This window comes from Rhodoplanes sp. Z2-YC6860, from assembly GCF_001579845.1.
Taxonomy (GTDB): domain Bacteria; phylum Pseudomonadota; class Alphaproteobacteria; order Rhizobiales; family Xanthobacteraceae; genus Z2-YC6860.
In genome coordinates this window covers 6,637,727-6,656,440 of the sequence record NZ_CP007440.1, presented here as the reverse complement: position 1 = coordinate 6,656,440, position 18,714 = coordinate 6,637,727, and the positions used below count along the sequence as shown (strand labels likewise).

At 62.5% G+C, this 18,714-nt stretch carries 16 protein-coding genes; 9 read left to right on the top strand and 7 right to left on the bottom strand.

Annotated features, from left to right (window positions below; translation table 11 throughout):
• Positions 1 to 99: 99 nt before the first annotated feature.
• The gene (locus RHPLAN_RS31085) at positions 100 to 1,035 is read right to left on the bottom strand and encodes a GntR family transcriptional regulator (protein WP_084245955.1); all 936 of its coding nucleotides are present in this window, start codon (positions 1,033 to 1,035) and stop codon (positions 100 to 102) included.
• Between RHPLAN_RS31085 and RHPLAN_RS31080 the strand changes: the two genes are divergently transcribed.
• Entirely contained in the window at positions 1,035 to 2,114 is a 1,080-nt protein-coding gene (locus RHPLAN_RS31080; protein WP_157100617.1) for a Bug family tripartite tricarboxylate transporter substrate binding protein, read from the top strand. The two genes, RHPLAN_RS31085 and RHPLAN_RS31080, sit on opposite strands and share 1 nt — an antisense overlap.
• A gap of 49 nt (positions 2,115 to 2,163) precedes the next feature.
• Entirely contained in the window at positions 2,164 to 4,497 is a 2,334-nt protein-coding gene (locus tag RHPLAN_RS31075) for a xanthine dehydrogenase family protein molybdopterin-binding subunit (RefSeq protein ID WP_068026700.1), read from the top strand.
• 64 nt (positions 4,498 to 4,561) lie between these two features.
• On the opposite strand, the gene RHPLAN_RS31070 is transcribed toward RHPLAN_RS31075, so the two are convergent.
• Entirely contained in the window at positions 4,562 to 5,080 is a 519-nt protein-coding gene (locus tag RHPLAN_RS31070) for a thioesterase family protein (RefSeq protein ID WP_068032117.1), read from the bottom strand.
• A 113-nt stretch (positions 5,081 to 5,193) separates the two neighbouring features.
• Positions 5,194 to 5,637 carry a hypothetical protein gene (locus tag RHPLAN_RS31065; RefSeq protein ID WP_157100616.1) on the bottom strand — a complete coding sequence of 148 codons (444 nt, stop codon included), beginning with the start codon at positions 5,635 to 5,637 and terminating at the stop codon, positions 5,194 to 5,196.
• A gap of 215 nt (positions 5,638 to 5,852) precedes the next feature.
• Between RHPLAN_RS31065 and RHPLAN_RS31060 the strand changes: the two genes are divergently transcribed.
• Both RHPLAN_RS31060 and RHPLAN_RS31055 read left to right on the top strand, forming a co-directional pair.
• Positions 5,853 to 6,542, top strand: a complete 690-nt coding sequence (locus RHPLAN_RS31060; RefSeq protein ID WP_068026695.1) for a spermidine synthase — start codon at positions 5,853 to 5,855, stop codon at positions 6,540 to 6,542.
• Positions 6,543 to 6,793: 251 nt separating this feature from the next.
• On the top strand, positions 6,794 to 7,807 hold the full coding sequence (locus tag RHPLAN_RS31055; protein ID WP_442971792.1) for a fatty acid desaturase: 1,014 nt from the start codon (positions 6,794 to 6,796) through the stop codon (positions 7,805 to 7,807).
• 54 nt (positions 7,808 to 7,861) lie between these two features.
• Here the strand turns inward: RHPLAN_RS31055 and RHPLAN_RS31050 are convergent, their stop codons facing one another.
• From RHPLAN_RS31050 to RHPLAN_RS31040, 3 genes are all read right to left on the bottom strand, one after another.
• Positions 7,862 to 8,071, bottom strand: a complete 210-nt coding sequence (locus RHPLAN_RS31050; protein WP_157100615.1) for a hypothetical protein — start codon at positions 8,069 to 8,071, stop codon at positions 7,862 to 7,864.
• Positions 8,072 to 8,210: 139 nt separating this feature from the next.
• On the bottom strand, positions 8,211 to 8,744 hold the full coding sequence (locus tag RHPLAN_RS31045) for a DUF2147 domain-containing protein (RefSeq protein WP_442971838.1): 534 nt from the start codon (positions 8,742 to 8,744) through the stop codon (positions 8,211 to 8,213).
• Between the two features lie 119 nt (positions 8,745 to 8,863).
• Positions 8,864 to 10,708 carry an NF038122 family metalloprotease gene (locus tag RHPLAN_RS31040; protein WP_068026686.1) on the bottom strand — a complete coding sequence of 615 codons (1,845 nt, stop codon included), beginning with the start codon at positions 10,706 to 10,708 and terminating at the stop codon, positions 8,864 to 8,866.
• A gap of 249 nt (positions 10,709 to 10,957) precedes the next feature.
• Between RHPLAN_RS31040 and RHPLAN_RS31035 the strand changes: the two genes are divergently transcribed.
• Together RHPLAN_RS31035 and RHPLAN_RS31030 are read left to right on the top strand one after the other, a co-directional pair.
• Positions 10,958 to 12,148, top strand: a complete 1,191-nt coding sequence (locus tag RHPLAN_RS31035; protein WP_335341035.1) for a L,D-transpeptidase family protein — start codon at positions 10,958 to 10,960, stop codon at positions 12,146 to 12,148.
• Between the two features lie 516 nt (positions 12,149 to 12,664).
• Positions 12,665 to 14,008: a TadE/TadG family type IV pilus assembly protein gene (locus tag RHPLAN_RS31030; protein WP_068026683.1), complete on the top strand. Its 1,344-nt coding sequence runs from the start codon at positions 12,665 to 12,667 to the stop codon at positions 14,006 to 14,008.
• A gap of 63 nt (positions 14,009 to 14,071) precedes the next feature.
• Here RHPLAN_RS31030 and RHPLAN_RS31025 read toward each other — a convergent pair whose 3' ends face one another.
• On the bottom strand, positions 14,072 to 15,637 hold the full coding sequence (locus tag RHPLAN_RS31025) for a winged helix-turn-helix domain-containing protein (protein WP_068032111.1): 1,566 nt from the start codon (positions 15,635 to 15,637) through the stop codon (positions 14,072 to 14,074).
• Positions 15,638 to 15,922: 285 nt separating this feature from the next.
• Between RHPLAN_RS31025 and RHPLAN_RS31020 the strand changes: the two genes are divergently transcribed.
• The 3 genes from RHPLAN_RS31020 (at position 15,923) to RHPLAN_RS31010 (ending at position 18,554) form a co-directional block, all read left to right on the top strand.
• Positions 15,923 to 16,198, top strand: coding sequence for a hypothetical protein (locus RHPLAN_RS31020; protein WP_157100614.1), 276 nt, complete (start codon positions 15,923 to 15,925; stop codon positions 16,196 to 16,198).
• A 61-nt stretch (positions 16,199 to 16,259) separates the two neighbouring features.
• Entirely contained in the window at positions 16,260 to 17,066 is an 807-nt protein-coding gene (gene mddA, locus RHPLAN_RS31015; protein WP_157100613.1) for a methanethiol S-methyltransferase, read from the top strand.
• Between the two features lie 72 nt (positions 17,067 to 17,138).
• Positions 17,139 to 18,554 carry an FAD-linked oxidase C-terminal domain-containing protein gene (locus RHPLAN_RS31010; RefSeq protein WP_068026677.1) on the top strand — a complete coding sequence of 472 codons (1,416 nt, stop codon included), beginning with the start codon at positions 17,139 to 17,141 and terminating at the stop codon, positions 18,552 to 18,554.
• Positions 18,555 to 18,714: the final 160 nt, after the last annotated feature.

The following is an 18,714-nucleotide window of genomic DNA, read 5'->3' as shown; positions in this document are numbered from 1 at the left end:
TGTCTGTGCGGCCCCGCCGGGGGGCGATCTGATATGTTGATATATCAACTAGGCGCAGCAGGCAATCGCCTCGATGCTCCCGCCAGGGGGCGAGGACCGTTATTCGAGGCTTACGAGATATTGGTACCGGGACGGAGGATAGAGCGCGATGATGTGCTCCACGGCCGTGCCTTCCAGATCGAACACCGTGCGCACGATCATCAGAAGCGGCTCGCCCCGCTTGACCAGGAGGCGCTCCGAGGTGTCGCGGTCGGCAAGGGTGGCCGTAATCTGCTCCTGGGCTCTGCCGACTCGAACGCCGCCGCTCTCCAACAGCGAAATCAAGGGCTTCGATTGCAGGTCGCTCTTCGTCCATCTCCGGCCGATCTCGGCGGGGACAAAGGTCGTCAGATGCGAGAACGGCCCGTTCGGTCCGTTCCAAACCCTGATGGCGCGCTGAACTTCGGCCTTCCGGTCGATTCCCAGAATATCCGCAATCTCGGCAGACGGATGGACATATCCGAAATCGATCAGCTTCACGGAATGCCGTGCGTTAGCGTGCAGACTCTGCACTAGGCTGGAGATGCCGCCTCTCACCATCGTTCGGCCGGGGGCGCTGTTGACGCGTGTGCCGCGGCCTTGCTCGCGAACCGCCAAACCCGCGGTGGCCATTTCGTCGAGCGACCGTTTGGCCGTGATCCTCGAAACTCCGAACCGTTGGGAAATTTCCTGTTCGCTGGGCAGGTAGCCCTGGTCCGCGAAGTCGCCGGCCAAAACGGCGTTCCGCAACTGCTCGAAGATTTGATGGTACAGCGGAGTGGGTGAGGTCGCGTCCACCGACATGTCGGTCAGTCGCGATTGCGCCGCCGCAGCAGACGTTTTTCCGGGTGCCTGCCTTTTCTTCATCGTCGCTTCGTTCCCTGCAAACGGCATTCTGATGAAGCCTCCGGCCGGGAAACACAAGCCGCAACTTGTTATATCGACCTGTTGACTTGGCATGGGCGGCAAAAATAGAATTTCGTGCCGGCTTGAGTCTGTGTCCTGGAAACGTTTCATTGACAGCGTTTGGCATCGCTTCGAGGTTTTGCCCGAATCCGGCAGGGGAAATCTCCGATCGCAAGACGCTGCCCAAGACGCTGCCCAGGAGAGGAAATCCTGATGAGGTGCACGCGATGGGGTTGAAGCTGCACGTTGCTGTCGTCTGCTTGTCGCTCTTCTTGGCTGGCGAATCGAGTGCGGGCGACTGGCCGAACCGAGCCGTCAAGGTTGTCGCCCCGGTGGGACCGGGCGGATACACCGACGTCATGGCGCGCGTCACGACCGACCGGCTGGCGCGTATGTTCGGCAAGCCTTTCGTCGTGGAGAACCGCGCCGGCGCGGGTGGTCTCATCGGCACCGAGTACGTCACCCGATCGGCTCCCGACGGATACACGTTATGGTTTGGAGGCGGCGCTCAGTTCACGAGCGCGCCTCTGATCAAGAAGCTGCCTTATGACCCTGTCACGGGCCTGGCTCCGATCAGCATGTTCGTCATGAACGGTCTGGGACTGGTCGTGCCGCCCACCTTGCCGGTAAAGAACCTGTCCGAGTTCGTCGCCTATGCGAAGGCGCGGCCCGGCAAGATCAACTATGGCATCTCAGGAACGGGCCAAAGCACGCATCTGGCCGCGGCCTTATGGGCGTCGAGGGAGAAGCTGGATCTCGTGATGGTGCCGTATCCGACGGTCCCGGCGTCGATGTTGGGCGTGATGACTGGCGAAGTGCAGATGTACTTCGGAAACATGGTCGATCTGGTCGAGCAGGTGCGATCGAAGAAGGTCAGATTGCTCGCCGTATCCTCCAGCAAGCGGCTCGCCTTGTTTCCCGATACCCCGACCTTCGTTGAAGAGCAGAGGGACTTCACCTTCACAAGCTGGGTGGGGTATTTCACTCCGACCGGAACGCCCGCGGGCATCATCGACAAATTGTCGAAAGCCGTGTCGGATGTGTGCCGTGAGCAGGAGGTCATCGACTTGATCACAGGAATGGGTGCGGAATGTATCGGTAGCAGCCCTGGCGAACTCGCGGCCGCAATCCAAGCGGACCTGCCATTGGCCAAAGCAGCGGTGGATGCCGCAGGCCTATCCGGCAAATAAGACGCACACCCTGGTCTGAAGTCAGAGGCTCACTGCTTGTCGTCCTTGAATGATCGAAGAATCCATTCCGCGTCTTGAAGATGCTCCTCTGCTTGTCGGAGCGGGGCGTTTCGTCGATGACATCGCGCTTCCAGGCAGTCTGCACGCCTGTTTCCTGCGCAGCGCTCACGGCCATGCGCTCGTCCGCCGGATCGACACAGCCGTCGCCCGCTCGATGGACGGCGTCGTCGCGGTCTACAGTTTTGCCGACATCAAACCGTTCCTCACCGAGGAGCGCCTCGTTGTGGCGCTGCCAAGCAAGGCATTCCGTCAGCAGGTGGACCGGCCGGTGCTGGCCATCGACGAGGTCGTCTATGTCGGCGAGCCGGTGGCCGTGGTCATCGCCGGCAGCCGTCATCAGGCAGAAGACGCGCTGACCTGCATCGAGGTGGAATACGAACCCCTCGAGGCCGTCGTCGACTGCGTCGCCGCCGTTGTGCCGGGAACGGCCACCGTCCATCGGGGCGCGCCGCACAACATCGTGGCCGAGCTGGATCTGACGTTTGGAAATGCCGGCGAGGCTTTCGGTGGCGCGGCGCATGTCTATTCCGAGAGGCTCTTGCCGTCGCGCGGTGGCAGCCATTCGATCGAGGGGCGCGGGGTCGTCGCTTCGTACGATGCCAACCAGGACCTGCTGACGGTCTGGAGTTCGACCCAGACGCCGCACGCCGCCATGCGCATGCTCGCGCATATGCTCGGACGCGAGGAAAAGAGCGTGCGAGTCGTCGCGCCGGACGTCGGTGGAGGCTTCGGCCCCAAGCTGGTGTTTTACAGCGAGGAGCTTGTCGTTGCGCTGGCGGCGCTTCTGCTCCGGCGCCCCGTGAAGTGGATCGAGGACCGCCGCGAGCACTTCATTTCGACGACGCAGGAGCGGGATCAGGTCTGGGATCTTCAGATCGCGGTCGACGATGAAGCGAGAATTCTCGGCATCCGCGGCTCGATGATCCACGATCACGGGGCCTATACGGCGCGGGGCGTCAACGTCGCGTTCGAAGCGATGCAGGCCATGACGATGCCTTACAACGTGCCGGCGTGTTCCCTGCAGGTGAAGCTCGCGCTGACCAACAAGGTGCCGGTGACTCCGGTTCGAGGAGCGGGGCAGCCGCTCGGCGTGTTTGCGATGGAGCGGCTGCTGGATCGGGTCGCGATGGAGTTGAAGTTCGATCGGGCTGACGTCCGCCGGCGCAACCTGGTCCGGCGCGAGCAGATGCCATGCCCCAAGCCTTTCAAGACGCGGTCCGGCGTGCCCGTCGTGATCGACTCCGGCGACCTTCATGCCTGTCAGGACGAGGCGCTGAGCGTCGCCGGATGGACGAATTTTCCGAGCCGCAAGCGGGAAGCGAGAGCGAAGGGGCGCCATCTCGGCATCGGGCTCGCGAACTTCGTCGAACTGACCGGGCGGGGCCCATTTGAACCCGCGACGGTGAAAATTACGTCGTCCGGCAAGATCCACGTCCTGTCCAGCGCCGCGGCCATGGGGCAAAGCACCAAGACCATGCTGGCGCAGATCGCGGCAGCGCAGCTTGGCAACGACATGTCCAATGTCATCGTCACGACCGGTGACTCGGCGACATCGACGATCGGCTTCGGCGGGTTCGGCAGCCGGCAGACGGTCACGGCGGGATCCTCGGCGCATATCGCGGCGCTGAAGGTCCGCGAAAAGGTTCTGGCGGTGGCGGGACATCTGCTCGAGGTTGCGCCGACCGACCTGGAGATCAGCGGCGGCGATGTTCATCTGAAAGGCGCAGCCGGATTGAAGATCGGTCTTGCCGAGGTGGCGAAGGCTTCGTTGGGGGTGGCCGGCGCGTATCTTCCTGCAGGGCTTCCGCCTGGCATGGAGTTCTCGGAGGCCTTCGTCGTCAACGAGATGGCCTATTCGAACGGCACGGCGGTCGCGGTGGTGGAGGTCGACGTCGAGACCGGCGGCGTCACCATCCGGGATTATGTCCTGGCGCACGACTGCGGACGGGTGATCAATCCGATGATCGTCGATGGTCAGGTCGTGGGCGGAACGGTTCACGGCATAGGCAACGCCCTGCTCGAACGGATGCACTTCGACGCCTCAGGGCAGCCGCTCACCACCACTCTCGCCGAATACCTGCTGCCGACGTCCACGGATGTTCCCAGCGTGCGTCTGGTCCATCGGAGCACGCCGTCGCCGCTCAATCCGCTGGGCGTGAAGGGTGTGGGAGAATCCGGCGTTCTGCCGGCAGCCGCCGCCATCGTCGGAGCCATCGAGGACGCGCTGAGCGATCTCGGAGCCCGCATCAGCATCGCCCCGGTCGGGCCGGCCGAGATCGTCGAGATTGTTCGTCGAGGATCGGCCAAACCGCTCAACGCATGAATTCGACTTGAGCAGGTAAGTCTCCGCGCCCAAGACGAAGTCGTCGGGACGGTCGTCGATGAAGCTACGTGCTGCCGATTCCTGATTCCGGCATCCGTACGCTGCGGCCGGCGGCCTCCGGGCGCGGCAATTGCCCGTGCGAGGCTTTCATCTGCAGGAGCCGCCGCGTGACCTCCGGCCGGAATGGCGCGACCTTCTTGGCCGCCATGTCGACATGCAGCGACATGTTCTCCGACGTCGCCGAGACCCAGCCTTCCCGGGCGTGGAACAGCTGCTCGAAATAGTGGATGCGCTTGTTGTCGTATTCGAGCAGCTGGAAGGTGACCCGCACCGGGTCGCCCTCGTGCAGCTCGCGGAGGTAGCGCACATGCACCTCGGCCGTGAAGGTCGAGAAGCCCTTCCTGACGTAATCGGCGCCGCAGCCGAGCAATTCGAACACCTCGTCGACCGCACGATCGAACAGGACGTTGTAGTAGGCCATGTTGAGATGGCCGTTGTAATCGATCCAGGCCGGCTCGACCTTCATCACCGAGGAGACGAAAGGAGCGAAGAAAATCGGCTCAAAATCGACGCGGTCGAGCATGATTCGAGTGTGACATATTCGCGAAGCGCCGCAAATGAAATGGGCGTAATCCGGCGCTTTGGTGTGCGAAAAGTTCGGCAACGGGACGAGGCCGATGCCGGCCAATCCGCGATTCAGCGGGGCCTGATCCGATCGGCAATTCTGGCCAGCTCGATATCCACGTCGTCACGCTGCCGTTCCGCTTCAGCCATGGCTTCGGGCTTCGGCTCCCGGCCATCCCAGGCAGACTGTTCGCGAAGGACAATGTCCCGAAAGGCGGCTCGCTTCCCGAGAAGCCGTTTATATTCCTGTTTGAGAGCCTCCTGGTCGTCGGCTTCCCCGGGCGTGAGCGCGTAGGTCCCCCGAAGGATCGCAATGACCTCCATGGCCAGCACTTCGGCCGCTGGAGCGAGCGGGGGCTCGAATGCCGTCACTTTCCAGTTGGGGCCGCCTCCTTCGGCGGCAATTCTTTCGATCCGGACAGCCTTCAGCTCGCGGCAGCCCCTCTCGTCGCGTGCGATTTCCAATGCCCTGGCTTCGAGCCATTCCTGGTTTTTTTGTGGCATCGGTGCTGGCATCGCGGGGCCTTTCGGTGGCCTTGCAAAACGTTGGTACGGGCCGCTATTGCCACGGAAAGCAGCATGGGACCAGACCGCTCACATGCTCTCTGACCCCAAGCGAGCCCCAAGCGGGGCGCCGCAAGACGGAGCGAAATGCGTCGGGATGGCCTTCCGGCCATCACCCTGTCGATCGATGTCACGCGCCTGCCCACTTTCCGATTGAAGAGTGATCCGTGATCCCGTGGTCCCTGATTGATACGGCACCAGTGCCCGGCGGAAGTGGCGAACTTCGCCTGATGCGGCGCGGCAGCGAATTTTCGATCAAATTGGGGCAGAACGAGTTGATGAACAGCCGCCTGAGCGGCTCCGAGCAGTCGCTCGCGACGATCGCTTGCGAGAGAATCCGAAGCCGCAGGGCGCCGGCGATGTTGATCGGCGGACTGGGCATGGGCTTTACGCTTCGTGCCGCGCTGGCCTCGCTTGGACCCGAAGCCAGGATCACCGTCGCTGAACTTGTCCCGGCCGTCTTGGCATGGGCGCGGGGCCCGATGGCGGAAATCTTCGGCGACAGCCTGACGGATCCGCGTGTCAGCCTGCGTCAGGCCGATGTGGGCCAGCTCATCAAATCCGGGCGCGCGATGTTCGATGCGATCCTGCTCGACGTCGACAACGGTCCAGAGGGGCTGACCCGAGAATCCAACGAAGCGTTATATGGGATCAAAGGTTTGAATGCGGCGCACGCGGCGCTGCATCCCGGCGGTGTCCTCGCCGTCTGGTCATCCGGACCGAACCAGAAATTCAGCGCTCGCCTTCGCACGGTCGGCTTTGAGGTCGACGAGGTCAGGGTCCGGGCCAACGGATCCGGTGGCGGCGCCCGGCACGTCATCTGGATCGCGACCCGAGCAAGGTCGCGATCGTCATGAAAATGCGGCGGTTCTCGCAACGGCGCGAAGTGCCATTCGAGGGGTCGGGCGAGTCTGCCTTGTATTTGACGCCCACCGCCGCTATGTCGTTCGACAATCGCGGGCCGCCTTCACGGAGGTGGCTTTCAACAAACCGAGATCGAGTGCGCCCTTTCATCCTCCAATCCGCGTGCGGCGCGGTCTCGGCTTGCGCTGGCGATTTGGGTGCCGGCCCGCTCGCTTCCAAGGACTGAACAAAAGGCATCGCACCGTTGCAATCGGTCACACATCCTGAGCCCGCTCGCGCCTGGACGCGGCTGCTGGCCGGTTATCGCGCTCCAAGTCACGTGCGGAGCGTCCTCGAAATCGCCGCGACGCTGCTGCCCTTCGCGGGCATTTGGGTGTTGAGCTGGACTGCGGTGCACTTCGGCTACTGGCAACTGTCGCTGCTGCTCGCCATTCCGGGCACCGGGTTTCTGGTGCGGCTGTTCATGATCCAGCACGACTGCGGTCACGGCTCGTTCTTCCGCAATCGCCACGTCAATGATGGCGTTGGCCGCCTGATCGGCGTGCTGACGCTGACCCCCTACGATGCCTGGCGTCTGGCGCACGCCAATCACCACGCCACGTCGGGCAATCTCGACCGGCGCGGGATCGGCGACATCGACACGCTGACGGTGCGGGAGTTCAACGCGCTGTCAATTTGGGGGCGGTTGGGCTACCGCGCGTATCGCCACCCGCTGGTGATGTTCGTCATCGGACCGGCTTACCTCTTTCTCTTCCAGAACCGCGTCCCCTCGAGGCTGCGGTTTCACTGCCGGGTCAGCTGGATCAGCGCGATGGCGACCAACCTGGCGATCGCCGCGGTCGCGGGCGTGCTGATCTGGTTTCTGGGCCTCGGTACGTTTCTGCTGGTGCATGTACCGATGACGTTGCTCGCCGCATCCGTCGGCGTCTGGCTGTTCTATGTGCAGCACCAGTTCGAGGATGCGTTCTGGGCGCGCGACGAAGAGTGGAGCCGGCACGATGCCGCGTTGCGTGGCAGTTCACATTACGTGCTGCCCGGCGTGCTGCGCTGGGTCACCGCCAACATCGGCGCGCATCATGTGCATCACCTGTGTAGCGGCATTCCCTACTACCGCCTGCCGCGCGTGCTGCGCGATCATCCGGAGCTGTCCAGCATGAACCGCGTCACCTTGGTGCAGAGCCTGCGCTGTGTGCGGCTGGTGCTGTGGGATGAGGCACGCCGGCGCCTGGTGTCGTTTCGCGAGGCGCGCGGCATTTAAGCGCCGCACGCCTCAGAGCTACGCCGGCACTGGCACCATCAATCCGCCTGGTAACTACGGCTCTGGATTCGACTGCCTCGGCACCGCCGTCCGCTGAGCCTCACCATCCTTGAGCCCGAGCCCCACCAGATCGTCGTCGGACGCAATCCCGCTTGCGACAATGACGGCCTTCTCCATCCCGCGTCGCTTGCGCACCGCAGCGATGGCCGCCATTTCGCTGGTCGCCTGAGCCACGAAGTGCTCGACGCGCTTTCCCCGCTGCACAAGCAATCGCCATCCCACCGACATCGTTCGCCCCCCAACGATTCACCCCGCGCCCATGGGGAGGCAACAACATGGCAGCACCGCGGCAGGGAGCGGTCCGGTGGATAACCGAGGACTGGCGCGCCGTCGAAACGGGCCATCAACGTCGCGGAGCGCGCGGCGGCGTGCTCTGCGTCTGATTGGGCAGCCACTTCGCGACGACAGCTGGATCGATCTGGGCGATCATGGTGTCGGGCAGCCGATGCCAAACCTCGTCCATGCCGAACATCGGAATACCCAGATAGCCCCGCAGCGTGAGTTGCTGACCGTCGCGACTGAGCGTCATCTTCGCGTGGTAGACGCTACCGTCGCGCGGATCGAGGACATTGCCGTTCTCGTAGCCGAGCCCGTTGCGCTTCATGTCACGGATGAATGACAGGCCGAGCACGGGCTGGTTCTTCCGGTCGCCGGTGCACTTTGTGCAGAAATCCGGATGATTGACCTCCCGGGCCTCGAACATCTTCGCGAAGGCGCCCTCAAAGAGATTGTTCGGCCGCTCGACGATCAGCACCCAGACCACCGGCTGCCCGTCCTCGGTTTTTTCCCAAAGGCCCGCGGCGGTCGTTTCTGCTGCTCGAATCGAATCGAGTGCGGCGACGAGAAATGTGACCACAATGGCTAATCGTTTGAGCAATGCGGTTGGCCGGATAATGCGTTTCGGTTTTGGCAGTATAGATGCGGCCGGTGCGCACGCAACGAGCGCGTAAAGGCTCTCCGGTCTCAAGTTCCAAACGATGCAGACCCACCGCCGGTCTACACCACGAGAAAGTCACTGGCTGTCAACGTCGGGTGCTGGGCCAGCACCGCGATCTGGACCGGCGCCTTCGTGCCGGTTCCATCGGCATCATAGTACAACGCGCCCGTGGTAACGTTGTAGAGGACGCGATCGGTCGCAAGATGCGCGGTGCCGTTGCTGCTCGCGTAGAAATCCGCTGCCGCGAGAGGCGAACCGACGCCGACCTGCGTCAACGCGCTGAAGATCGTGTGATCGAGATCGATCCGGTCGCCTTGGGTGTGGCTGAAGTCTGTGATGGTTGCGACGGGAGATGTTTTCGTGACTGCGGTGTTGAACACGAACTGATCGGCGCCGGCGCCGCCTGTCAGAGTGTCCTTGCCTCCCAATCCGATCAGCACGTCGTTTCCGGTTGTCCCGGTCAGCGTGTTTGCGCTGCTATTGCCGAGAACGACTGCGATCTTCGGAGACTGGTTGTTGCTTTCGTTGCTCTCGGCGACGGCGTTTCCGTAATCGGCGGTCACACTGATGTAATAAGTGCCCGGTGTCGTGTTCGCTCCCCAGGTGATCGACCCCGTTTCCGTATCCGAGGTGCCGGCTCCCAGCGCCGCAGTGCTGAAGGTGCCGATCAGGCTTTGCGAACCGGTCGGACTCGACGAGACGTAAATGCCCGCGGTCGAACTTGCCGCCGCGCCGGCTCCGACGTTGCTGATGTGATAGCTGAAATGCGATCCGGTAAACGAGAAGCCGGTCACCGTGAGATCCGGCAGGGCGGGTGTCGGACCGGTGGGCGAACCGCTCGAACCTGCGTCCCATCCGAGAACGTCGAGCTCCCTGAGGTCAGTCTGCGAGATGCCGTTCACCACTCCCGATGGGCTGTAAGCAAGGAACGAGTCGTTGCCGGCGCTCGCGGCCCAATCCCCGAAGTCGCCACCCGGGTTGGTGTTGAAGCTGTCGAGATTCGTGGCGCCGCCGTTGATCGAGAAATAACCCGGCGTTGTTCCCGAAAAATCACGAACGCCACTGGCCGAATAATGGAAGAGGTCGAGCGGGTAATAGCTGTGTGACGTGCTGCCGATGGTGCCGCCGACCAGAAGAGCGCGGCCCATCACCTCGGTGATCTCGTGGGCGACCGTGCCATAGAAGTCATAGAGTCCGGCGCTGACGCCGTTGCTGTTGTCGTAGTCGAACAGATTGCCGGCCGCGAAGCCGACATAGCCGTCGAGGCTGCTGCTGGTGCCCATGAGCCCGAGAGCCTTGGCTTCCGCAGTCGACGTCCAGAACGTGCCGCTCACCGGGCTCGTCGCCGGAAGAGTCGCCACCGCGGACGCATCGTCGGCCGTCTTGGCATCGGCAACCAGCGCATTTTTGATGGACGCGTAGCTGTAGCTCGACAGGTAGGTGAGGCTTTCGCCCAGCGCCCCGGAGCCCAGGCTGTAGCCGCCGACCTCGCCATAGCCCACCGCGATATTGATCGTGACGTGATCGGTGAAGTGGCTCTCCAGATACTGGACCACGTTGGAGACCACTGTCTTGAAGGCAGCGGGCGCGTTCGCGACGCTTGCGTCATAGGTGACATTGATCACGAAGGGCGATGTCGAGGCTGCGCCCGCGGTGGTCGTTGTTCCGCTCGCGCCGCTGCCGGTGCCGGAGGTGCTTCCTCCGCCCGTCGCGTGGCTGAATGCCGAAACGACCTCGCCGTCGCCATCAACAAGCAGCAGCCCGGCCAGATTGTCCGAGGCCGCGGTGCCAAGGCCGTGGTGCTCCGGCGTAATATGAGTCTTGATCGACGACTGGTCGAAAACGAAATCAAATGCATCATTGTTGTTGAAGTCGAAGCCGCCTTGATCCGCGGTCCAATCCATCCACCACTTCGGACGCATGTCGCTTGCCTCTGAGAACGTGATGTTTCAATGCGACGATAATCTGCAGACGAAAAAGCACGGCATAACATCCGACACGTCGGCGCGAATTTGACGTGGACATGGCAAGCAACTCGTTACTTCCGATGAAATGCATCGTAATGCCCGGCGTGCTGACGGGATTTTCCTGACAGGGCGTCTCGCGCGGCAATCAAAAGTGTTATGAATGATAAGAGATTGAAGGGAGAGGCAATGATCCGCGCGACGGTGCTCCGTGCGCTTGTACTGACGGCGGTTTCTGCCGCCGCGTTGGCGCCGGTCACGTGCCTTGGTCAAAGCCCCGACCAGAACAGCAAGTCATTGCCTGCCGAGCTGCCTGGCACGCCACCGGCAAATCTGCCTGCCAAGCCGGTTCCCAAGTTGCCCGCCAAGGCGACGAAGCCGCTGCCGCCCGAACTGCTCTCGCTGCTCCGGCAAAAGCAGATGCCGATCCATTCGCCGATCCTTGTGCGCGTCTTCAAGGAAGAGGCGGAGCTTGAAGTCTGGAAACAGGACGTCACCGGCCGTTTTGCGATCCTCAAGACCTATCCGATCTGCCGGTGGTCGGGCGATCTCGGGCCGAAGTTGCGCGAGGGCGACCGTCAGGCTCCGGAGGGGTTCTATCGAATTACGCCCAATCTGATGAACCCCAACTCCAACTACTATCTTGCCATCAACACCGGGTTTCCCAACAGCTTCGACAAGGCCAACCGCCGTGAAGGCAGCCTGCTGATGATCCACGGCGACTGCCTGTCGGTCGGTTGCTTTGCCATGACCGACGGACAGATCAGCGAAATCTATTCGCTGGCGCGCGAGTCGTTTCTGGGCGGCCGGCCGTCATTCCAGGTCCAGGCCTATCCGTTCCGCATGACGCCGGCGAATTTGGCGCGGCATCGGAACAATCGGAACCTGGCCTTTTGGAAGATGCTCAAGATCGGCAACGATCACTTCGAGGCGACCCATCTCGAACCGAAGGTGGACGTGTGCAATCGCCAGTATGTCTTCGACGCGCAACGTCCCCCGAATTCACCGAAGCCGCTCGTGTTCAAATCCACCGGTCCGTGCCCGAGCTTTGTCGTGGATCCGAAAATCGCAGGCCCGGCGCTGGAGAAGCAACGCGCGGACGAGATCGAATACGCGCGACTGCTCGAAGACAATGTGCGATCCGCGCCTGTTTACAGCGAAATGGACGGCGGAATGAATGAGGTCTTCCGCGCGCAGTTTCCGGACCGGGTAGGATTTTCAAAAAAGATCGGCCTCGATCTCGCTCAGCACCCGGTCGAGCTGCTGATGGCAGAGTACGAACGGATGCAGGCGCTCAGTCGGACTGCCGGTGCGGTCCCGCGTGCGGCTCACATGCCGAATCTCGACATAGCTGTACCTGCGGCGTCACGCGCCGACTAGGACGTGGACTCGCTGACGCGCAGCCAAAATCGTTATTTTGCAAATGACGACGGGCTGATCTCGTACGGCCCGGACCAACGTGATCAGTGGCGAGGCGCGGCGATCACCTCGACCGCATTCTCAAGGGCGAGAGCCCGGCCGGATCGCCCGCGCCGACGAAGTGATCGAATAGTTTGGCGGATGTCGTCTTCCGGCGCTTCGCCGAATCAATCGATGACCGCTTTCATGTCGTTATCGGGAGCGTAGCCGACATGAGAGTCTGTTTCCGGCGCGGCAGCAGCATGAATCCGCCGATAACCGTAGCGCTTCTCTCACAGGGTGTAGAGGCGAGGGTAGAGTGACCAAACCGATAACGAATCCGATCGCTTTCAAAAAATCCATTCGAGGTTTTTTTGACCAAAGTCATTGGCGATGGCGCGTTCTGTCAGTTTCGGCGAATTTTTGCGATCCTATTAATAGAAGCCGCATCGTCTAGCGTTTATTGGTCTCGCTTGAAACCAGATTCAGGCGGCTGCCATGAATGCTTTATTGCTGCGCTTTTTCCAGGTTCTGCGCGAGTTGCGCGCGGCAAACCGCGCCAACGTCACCGTTACCTTTGCGCTGGCATCGCTCCCACTTGTCAGTTTCGTTGGTGCCGCGGTTGACTATAGCAATGCCAACTCGGTCAAGACGGCGCTTCAGGTCGCCACCGACTCGACTGCGCTTATGCTCTCCAAAACAGCAGCGAGCATGACCAGTTCTCAACTTCAGACCCAAGCCGACAACTACGTAAAGGCGCTATTCAATCGACCCGAAGCGAGCAGCCTGACTGTGACTGCGACATACAGCACCAGCGGCGGCTCTCAAGTTTTGCTTAGCGCGCGAGCCAGCGTGAAAGCCAATTTCATGAGCGTGTTCGGCGTCGGCACCATGACCACCGGCGCGACCTCGGAGGTCAAATGGGGGAACACCAAACTTCGCGTCGCCCTCGTGCTCGACAACACTGGTTCGATGGCCGATGACGGCAAGATGCCGGCGTTGATCACGGCCACGAAGAGTTTGCTGTCGCAATTGCAAGCTGCCGCGACCAACACCGGCGACGTCTACGTATCCGTCATTCCATTCGTGAAGGACGTCAACGTTGGCCCCAGCAACTACGAGGCCGCTTGGATCGACTGGACGGACTGGGATGCCAACAATGGTTCGTGCAGCAGATCGAAATACAGCGACAGCCAGAGCGATTGTGAGGCCCACGGCAAGACCTGGACGCCTGCCGACCACAGCACTTGGAACGGATGTGTTACCGACCGAGGCAATTCTAACGGCCCTGCCGCCGGTGCCTACGACACCAACGTGACGACGCCAAGCATAAACAATGTTCCAACACTCTATCCTGCCGAGCAGTACGCGTCTTGCCCCGCCGCAGCGATCATGGCTTTGAACTACGACTGGTCGTCAATGACCTCGCTGGTCAACCGTATGTCGCCAAACGGAAATACCAACCAGGCCATTGGCCTCCAGCTCGGTTGGCAATCGTTGGTCGGCGGAGGTCCATTCCCGAGTCCCCCGGCGATGGACCCGAATTACAAGTACAGTCAGGTCATCATTTTGCTGACTGACGGTTTGAACACTCAAGACCGTTGGTATACGAGCCAGACCTCGATTGACAATCGCCAAGCACTCACCTGCGCAAATGCAAAGGCCGCCGGCATCACGCTCTACACCGTGCAGGTCAACACGGGAGGTGATCCGACATCCACGCTTTTAAAGAATTGCGCGAGTGACTCTTCCAAGTTCTTCCTGCTGACGACGGCAAACCAGATCGTTACGACGTTCAACCAGATCGGGACAGCGCTATCGAACCTTCGCATTGCGATGTAACGACTCTTTGGTCGGGCACGAAAGCGCGAGTGATACCCGGCCAAATGGATTGTCTGACGGCATCTACTCCAGCCCGGCGCGCCGGAAGCCCTCCAGATAGTGGTCGCGGTCGGCGTCGTGCCGGATCGGCATATTGCTGGCGATCCAGGCGAGCGAAATGTTGGGCTGGGTGCGCCGCAGGTCCTTGAGCGCGTCGCCGGCGACGTCGCGTTGTCCGGCCATGCCGGCCGCCGCGGTCAGCACACGGTGCGCGCCGACAAAATCGCTCCGCAGGCGAATGGCTTCGCGGGCCAGCCGCATCGCCTCCACGTAGTTTCGGCCGAGGAACTGCGCGTAAGACGCGATCCCCATGTAGACCGCCGAGAACGGATCGCGCGGGCTCAGGCGCAGCGCGCGGCGCGCTGCTTCGTCGGCCTCCTGCCAGCGGCCGCTGTAGGACAGCGACAGGCCGTAATAGGCCTGCGCCATCGCGAAATTCGGATTGAGCCGCAGCGCCAGCTCGAATTCGGCGATCGAGTCGTCGTAGCGGCTGGTGAAGAGATAGACGTGGGCGAGCGCGTTGTGCGCCCAGGGGTCCTCGCTGTCCGCCTGCAACGCCGCATGAGCGGAGCGCTTCGCGACCTCGATGGCCTTCGCCATCTCGACCCAGCCCATATGCGCCGAGAACATGTAGCTCGTGGCCAGCACACCAAGCGCCTGGCCGTAGTGCGGATCGATGGCGATGGCCTTTTCAAGCAGCGCCTCGGCTACGACGCTGTCCTGCCGCGTGATGCGCCAATAATGCGACAGCGCGCGCATTACCAGGTCCCAAGCGTCCATGCTGTCGGGCGGCTTGCGCTGGGCGCGGAAATTTTCCGCCGCGTAGAGCTGCGGCTCGATCGCCGCGACGATCGCCTCGGTGATCTCGTCCTGCACGGCGAACACGCCGGCGAGCTCGCGGTCGTAACGCTCGGCCCAGATGTGGCTGCCGGTCATCACGTCGTTGAGCTGGGCCGTGATGCGCACCCGGTCGCCATCCTTGCGGACGCTGCCTTCGAGCACGTAGCGCACGCCGAGCTCGTCGGCGACCTGCTTCATATGCACGGCCTTGCCCTTGTAGATGAACGACGAGTTGCGCGCGATCACCAGGAACCAGCGGAGCTTCGACAACGCCGTGATGATGTCCTCGCTGATGCCGTCGGAGAAATATTCCTGCTCCGGCTCGCCGCTCATGTTGCTGAAAGGCAGCACCGCGATGGCGGGTCGATCGAGCGCGGGCAGGGCGGCGCGGCGCGACTCGCTGTCAGCGGCGCCCGCCGTGGGCTTGGTCGCGGGCTTGGCATCGACATGCACGTCACCGACGAACCGGAAGCCTTTGCGGGCGATGGTGCGGATCAGCCGCTGCTGGTCGCCGTTGTCGCCGACCGCCTTGCGCGCCGCATTGATGCGGCTGGTCAGCGTCGATTCCGAAACGATCCGTCCACCCCAGACCGCGGCGATCATGTCGTCCTTGGTGACGACCCGATCGCGATGCTCGACCAGATAGGTCAACAGATCGAACACCTGCGGTTCGACCGCGACGCTTTCGCCCGCGCGGTGCAATTCGCGCCGGTCGGTGTCGAGCGAGCAATTCTCAAAACTAAAAAGCAATATGCGCTCCTGCGGTTTGGCCTGCTCCGTGCCGACGATCGGCCGGCGGCTCCGCGCGTCCTTGATCCCACGTCGTTTTGGCGACTTTCGCCAAGTCTTTGTCCGCAAAAGAAAATCGTGCCTCCGGTATCGGGAGGCGCCGGAAAGGCCGGATAATCAAGACAATCTCAAGAACAAATCAAGGTCCCCTCAAAGCCATGTGCGGCCATGTCGCGCACGATCCGCCGCGAAGGCCGCGACCGCGGTCGCACCCGGTTGGCCTGGAAACAGGAGATGGAGACCAAGATGACAACACCTCTCGACCCGATCCGTCGGCGTTTCGACGGATCGATTGATTTCGACCGGTATCGGGCTGACATCCACGCGGCGCGCCATCAAGCGATGCAAGACGCGTCCAAGCTCGGCGCTGCCATGAAGGTCGCTGCTGCGATCGCCGTGATGCTGGTCGCGATCGCACTGGCCCCGCCCTCGGAGAGCCCTGACGCGTCGTGCCAGACCTGCACCAAAGCCGGTCGTGTCACCGCATCGCAGAATGCGTTTGCGATTCCGAGGCTCTTCTGATTCCGCAATCGATCGAGATTTCATTCCGCGCGTGAGCGCGCATTTCGGACGGGAGAATATCATGGGACGTTCATTGGCACGTTTGATCGGCTTTCTTTACGGGCTCGTTGCCTATCTCGCGTTCTTCGGAACGATTCTTTACGCCATCGGATTCGTCACCGGGCTGTTCGTACCTAAAACGATCGACACAGGAAACGCGGCGCCGCTGGCCGAAGCGCTGGTCGTCAACCTGCTGCTGATGGCGCTGTTCGCCGTGCAGCACAGCGTGATGGCGCGCAGGCAGTTTAAGGAATGGTGGACGCAATACGTCCCCCGATCGGTGGAGCGCAGCACGTATGTGCTGTTTTCGAGTCTGGCGCTGATCCTGCTGTTCTGGCAATGGCGGCCGATCCCGGCCGTGCTCTGGCAGATCAACGATCCGCGGCTCGCGCTCGCGATCACCGGCGTGTCGATGATCGGCTGGGTCCTGGTGTTTCTGAGCACGTTCCTGATCAATCATTTCGAGCTGTTCGGGCTGCATCAGGTCGCCAACAACCTGACCGGCCGGTCGATGCCGCCGGCGCGGTTCAAGACGCCGATGCTCTACAAGGTGGTGCGGCACCCGATCTATCTCGGGTTCATCATCGCGTTCTGGGTCGCACCCACGATGACGGCGGGCCACCTGCTGTTTGCCGCCGTGACCACGGCCTACATCTTCATCGGTATCGCGCTTGAAGAGCGGGACCTGATCGAGATGTTCGGCGAAGAGTACCGCAGCTACAGGACACGCGTGTCGATGCTGATTCCCTGGCGGAAGACGCTCCCGGGGGCGCAAGCCGGCATGACCGCGGCCAAAACCGCAGCCACGACCGGTCACGAGGCAGCCTGACGGTCTTCTTTCGGAAAATCCCGCGGCGGCGGCGCTTTGCCGCCGCCGTCTGCATTCTGCTACCGTGGCGTCATGCCGGTAGAATCCTCAGCGCCCGTGCGGCGCGATCCGAAATCCATCGATGCGGCCATCCGTGCGCTGACCGCGAAATTCGGCAACCGCGTCGTCACCTCGATGGCGGTGCGCGAGCAGCACGGCAACACCGTCACCTGGATCAAGAACCAGCCGCCCGACGCGGTGGTGTTTCCGCAATCGGCGGAGGAAATTCAGGACATCGTGCGGATCTGCGCCGAGCACCGCGTGCCTGTGATCCCGTTCGGCACCGGCACCTCGCTCGAAGGTCACGTCAATGCGCCGCTGGGCGGCGTGTCGATCGACGTGCGCGACATGAACAAGGTGCTGGCGGTGCACGCCGAGGACCTCGACTGCGTGATTGAGCCCGGCATCACGCGCAAGGCGCTCAACGAATATCTGCGCGACCAGGGCGTGTTCTTTCCGATCGATCCCGGCGCCGACGCCTCGCTTGGCGGCATGGCGGCGACGCGCTGCTCCGGCACCAACGCGGTGCGTTACGGCACCATGAAGGACAACGTGCTGTCGCTCAAAGTCGTGACCGCGAGCGGCGAACTGATGACCACGGCGCGGCGTGCCAAGAAGTCGTCGGCCGGCTACGACCTGACCCGGCTGTTCGTCGGCTCCGAGGGCACGCTCGGCGTGATCACGGAGCTGACGTTGAAACTTGCCGGCATTCCCGAAGCTATTTCCGGGGGCATCTGTCCGTTTCCGTCGGTCGAGGCCTGCTGCAACGCCGCGATCCTGACCATTCAGTCGGGCATTCCCATTGCACGCATTGAATTGCTGGACCCCATGCAGGTGCGGGCGGTGAATCTCTACTCCAAGCTCAGCCTGCGCGAGACCCCGATGCTGTTCCTGGAGTTTCACGGCACGGAAGCGGGTGTCGCCGAGCAGTCCGAGCGCTTCGGCGAGATCGCTCAGGAACTCGGCGGCGGGCCGTTCGAATGGACCACCCGGCCGGAGGAACGGACCAGGCTCTGGGAGGCCCGCCACAACGCCGCGTTTGCGACCGTCACGCTGCGGCCGGGGGCGAGCCTGATCGCGACCGACGTCTGCGTCCCGCTGTCGCGGCTCGCCGACTGCGTCACGGAGACCCAGCGCGATATCGAGGCGAGCAAGCTGATCGCACCCATCGTGGGGCATATCGGCGACGGCAATTTCCACCTGACCATCCTGGTGGACCGCAGCAGCCCCGCTGAGGTCGCCAATGCCGAGGCCTTCGGCGAGCGTCTGGTCGAGCGGGCGCTGGCGATGGACGGCACCTGCACCGGCGAGCATGGCGTCGGCCAGGGCAAGATGAAGTACCTGCTCCACGAGCACGGCGCGCCGGCGCTGGAGGCGATGCGGTCGATCAAGCGGGCGCTGGACCCGCAGGACATCATGAATCCCGGCAAGATCGTCGCGTTGAGCTAAAGTCATCGCGGCGACACAGATTCGCCGCCAAACAAAGCCAGGGAAATCTGTGCAGATCGGCTGGGGGAGGGGTCCCGCCCGACTGCCACATTTCCTACTTGGGTGAGGCTGGTGGCAGGCTGACCGGGCCGGCCTCCGGAGGCGGCGCGCGGAATGGCGC

Excerpts from the sequence above, each read along its gene's own strand:
- RHPLAN_RS31075 (WP_068026700.1), top strand. The coding sequence starts at position 2,164 with ATGATCGAAGAATCCATTCCGCGTCTTGAAGATGCTCCTCTGCTTGTC.
- mddA (WP_157100613.1), top strand. The coding sequence starts at position 16,260 with ATGGGACGTTCATTGGCACGTTTGATCGGCTTTCTTTACGGGCTCGTT.
- RHPLAN_RS31035 (WP_335341035.1), top strand. The coding sequence starts at position 10,958 with ATGATCCGCGCGACGGTGCTCCGTGCGCTTGTACTGACGGCGGTTTCT.
- RHPLAN_RS31020 (WP_157100614.1), top strand. The coding sequence starts at position 15,923 with ATGACAACACCTCTCGACCCGATCCGTCGGCGTTTCGACGGATCGATT.
- RHPLAN_RS31030 (WP_068026683.1), top strand. The coding sequence starts at position 12,665 with ATGAATGCTTTATTGCTGCGCTTTTTCCAGGTTCTGCGCGAGTTGCGC.
- RHPLAN_RS31070 (WP_068032117.1), bottom strand. The coding sequence starts at position 5,080 with ATGCTCGACCGCGTCGATTTTGAGCCGATTTTCTTCGCTCCTTTCGTC.
- RHPLAN_RS31065 (WP_157100616.1), bottom strand. The coding sequence starts at position 5,637 with ATGCCAGCACCGATGCCACAAAAAAACCAGGAATGGCTCGAAGCCAGG.
- RHPLAN_RS31010 (WP_068026677.1), top strand. The coding sequence starts at position 17,139 with ATGCCGGTAGAATCCTCAGCGCCCGTGCGGCGCGATCCGAAATCCATC.
- RHPLAN_RS31040 (WP_068026686.1), bottom strand. The coding sequence starts at position 10,708 with ATGGATTGGACCGCGGATCAAGGCGGCTTCGACTTCAACAACAATGAT.
- RHPLAN_RS31085 (WP_084245955.1), bottom strand. The coding sequence starts at position 1,035 with ATGAAACGTTTCCAGGACACAGACTCAAGCCGGCACGAAATTCTATTT.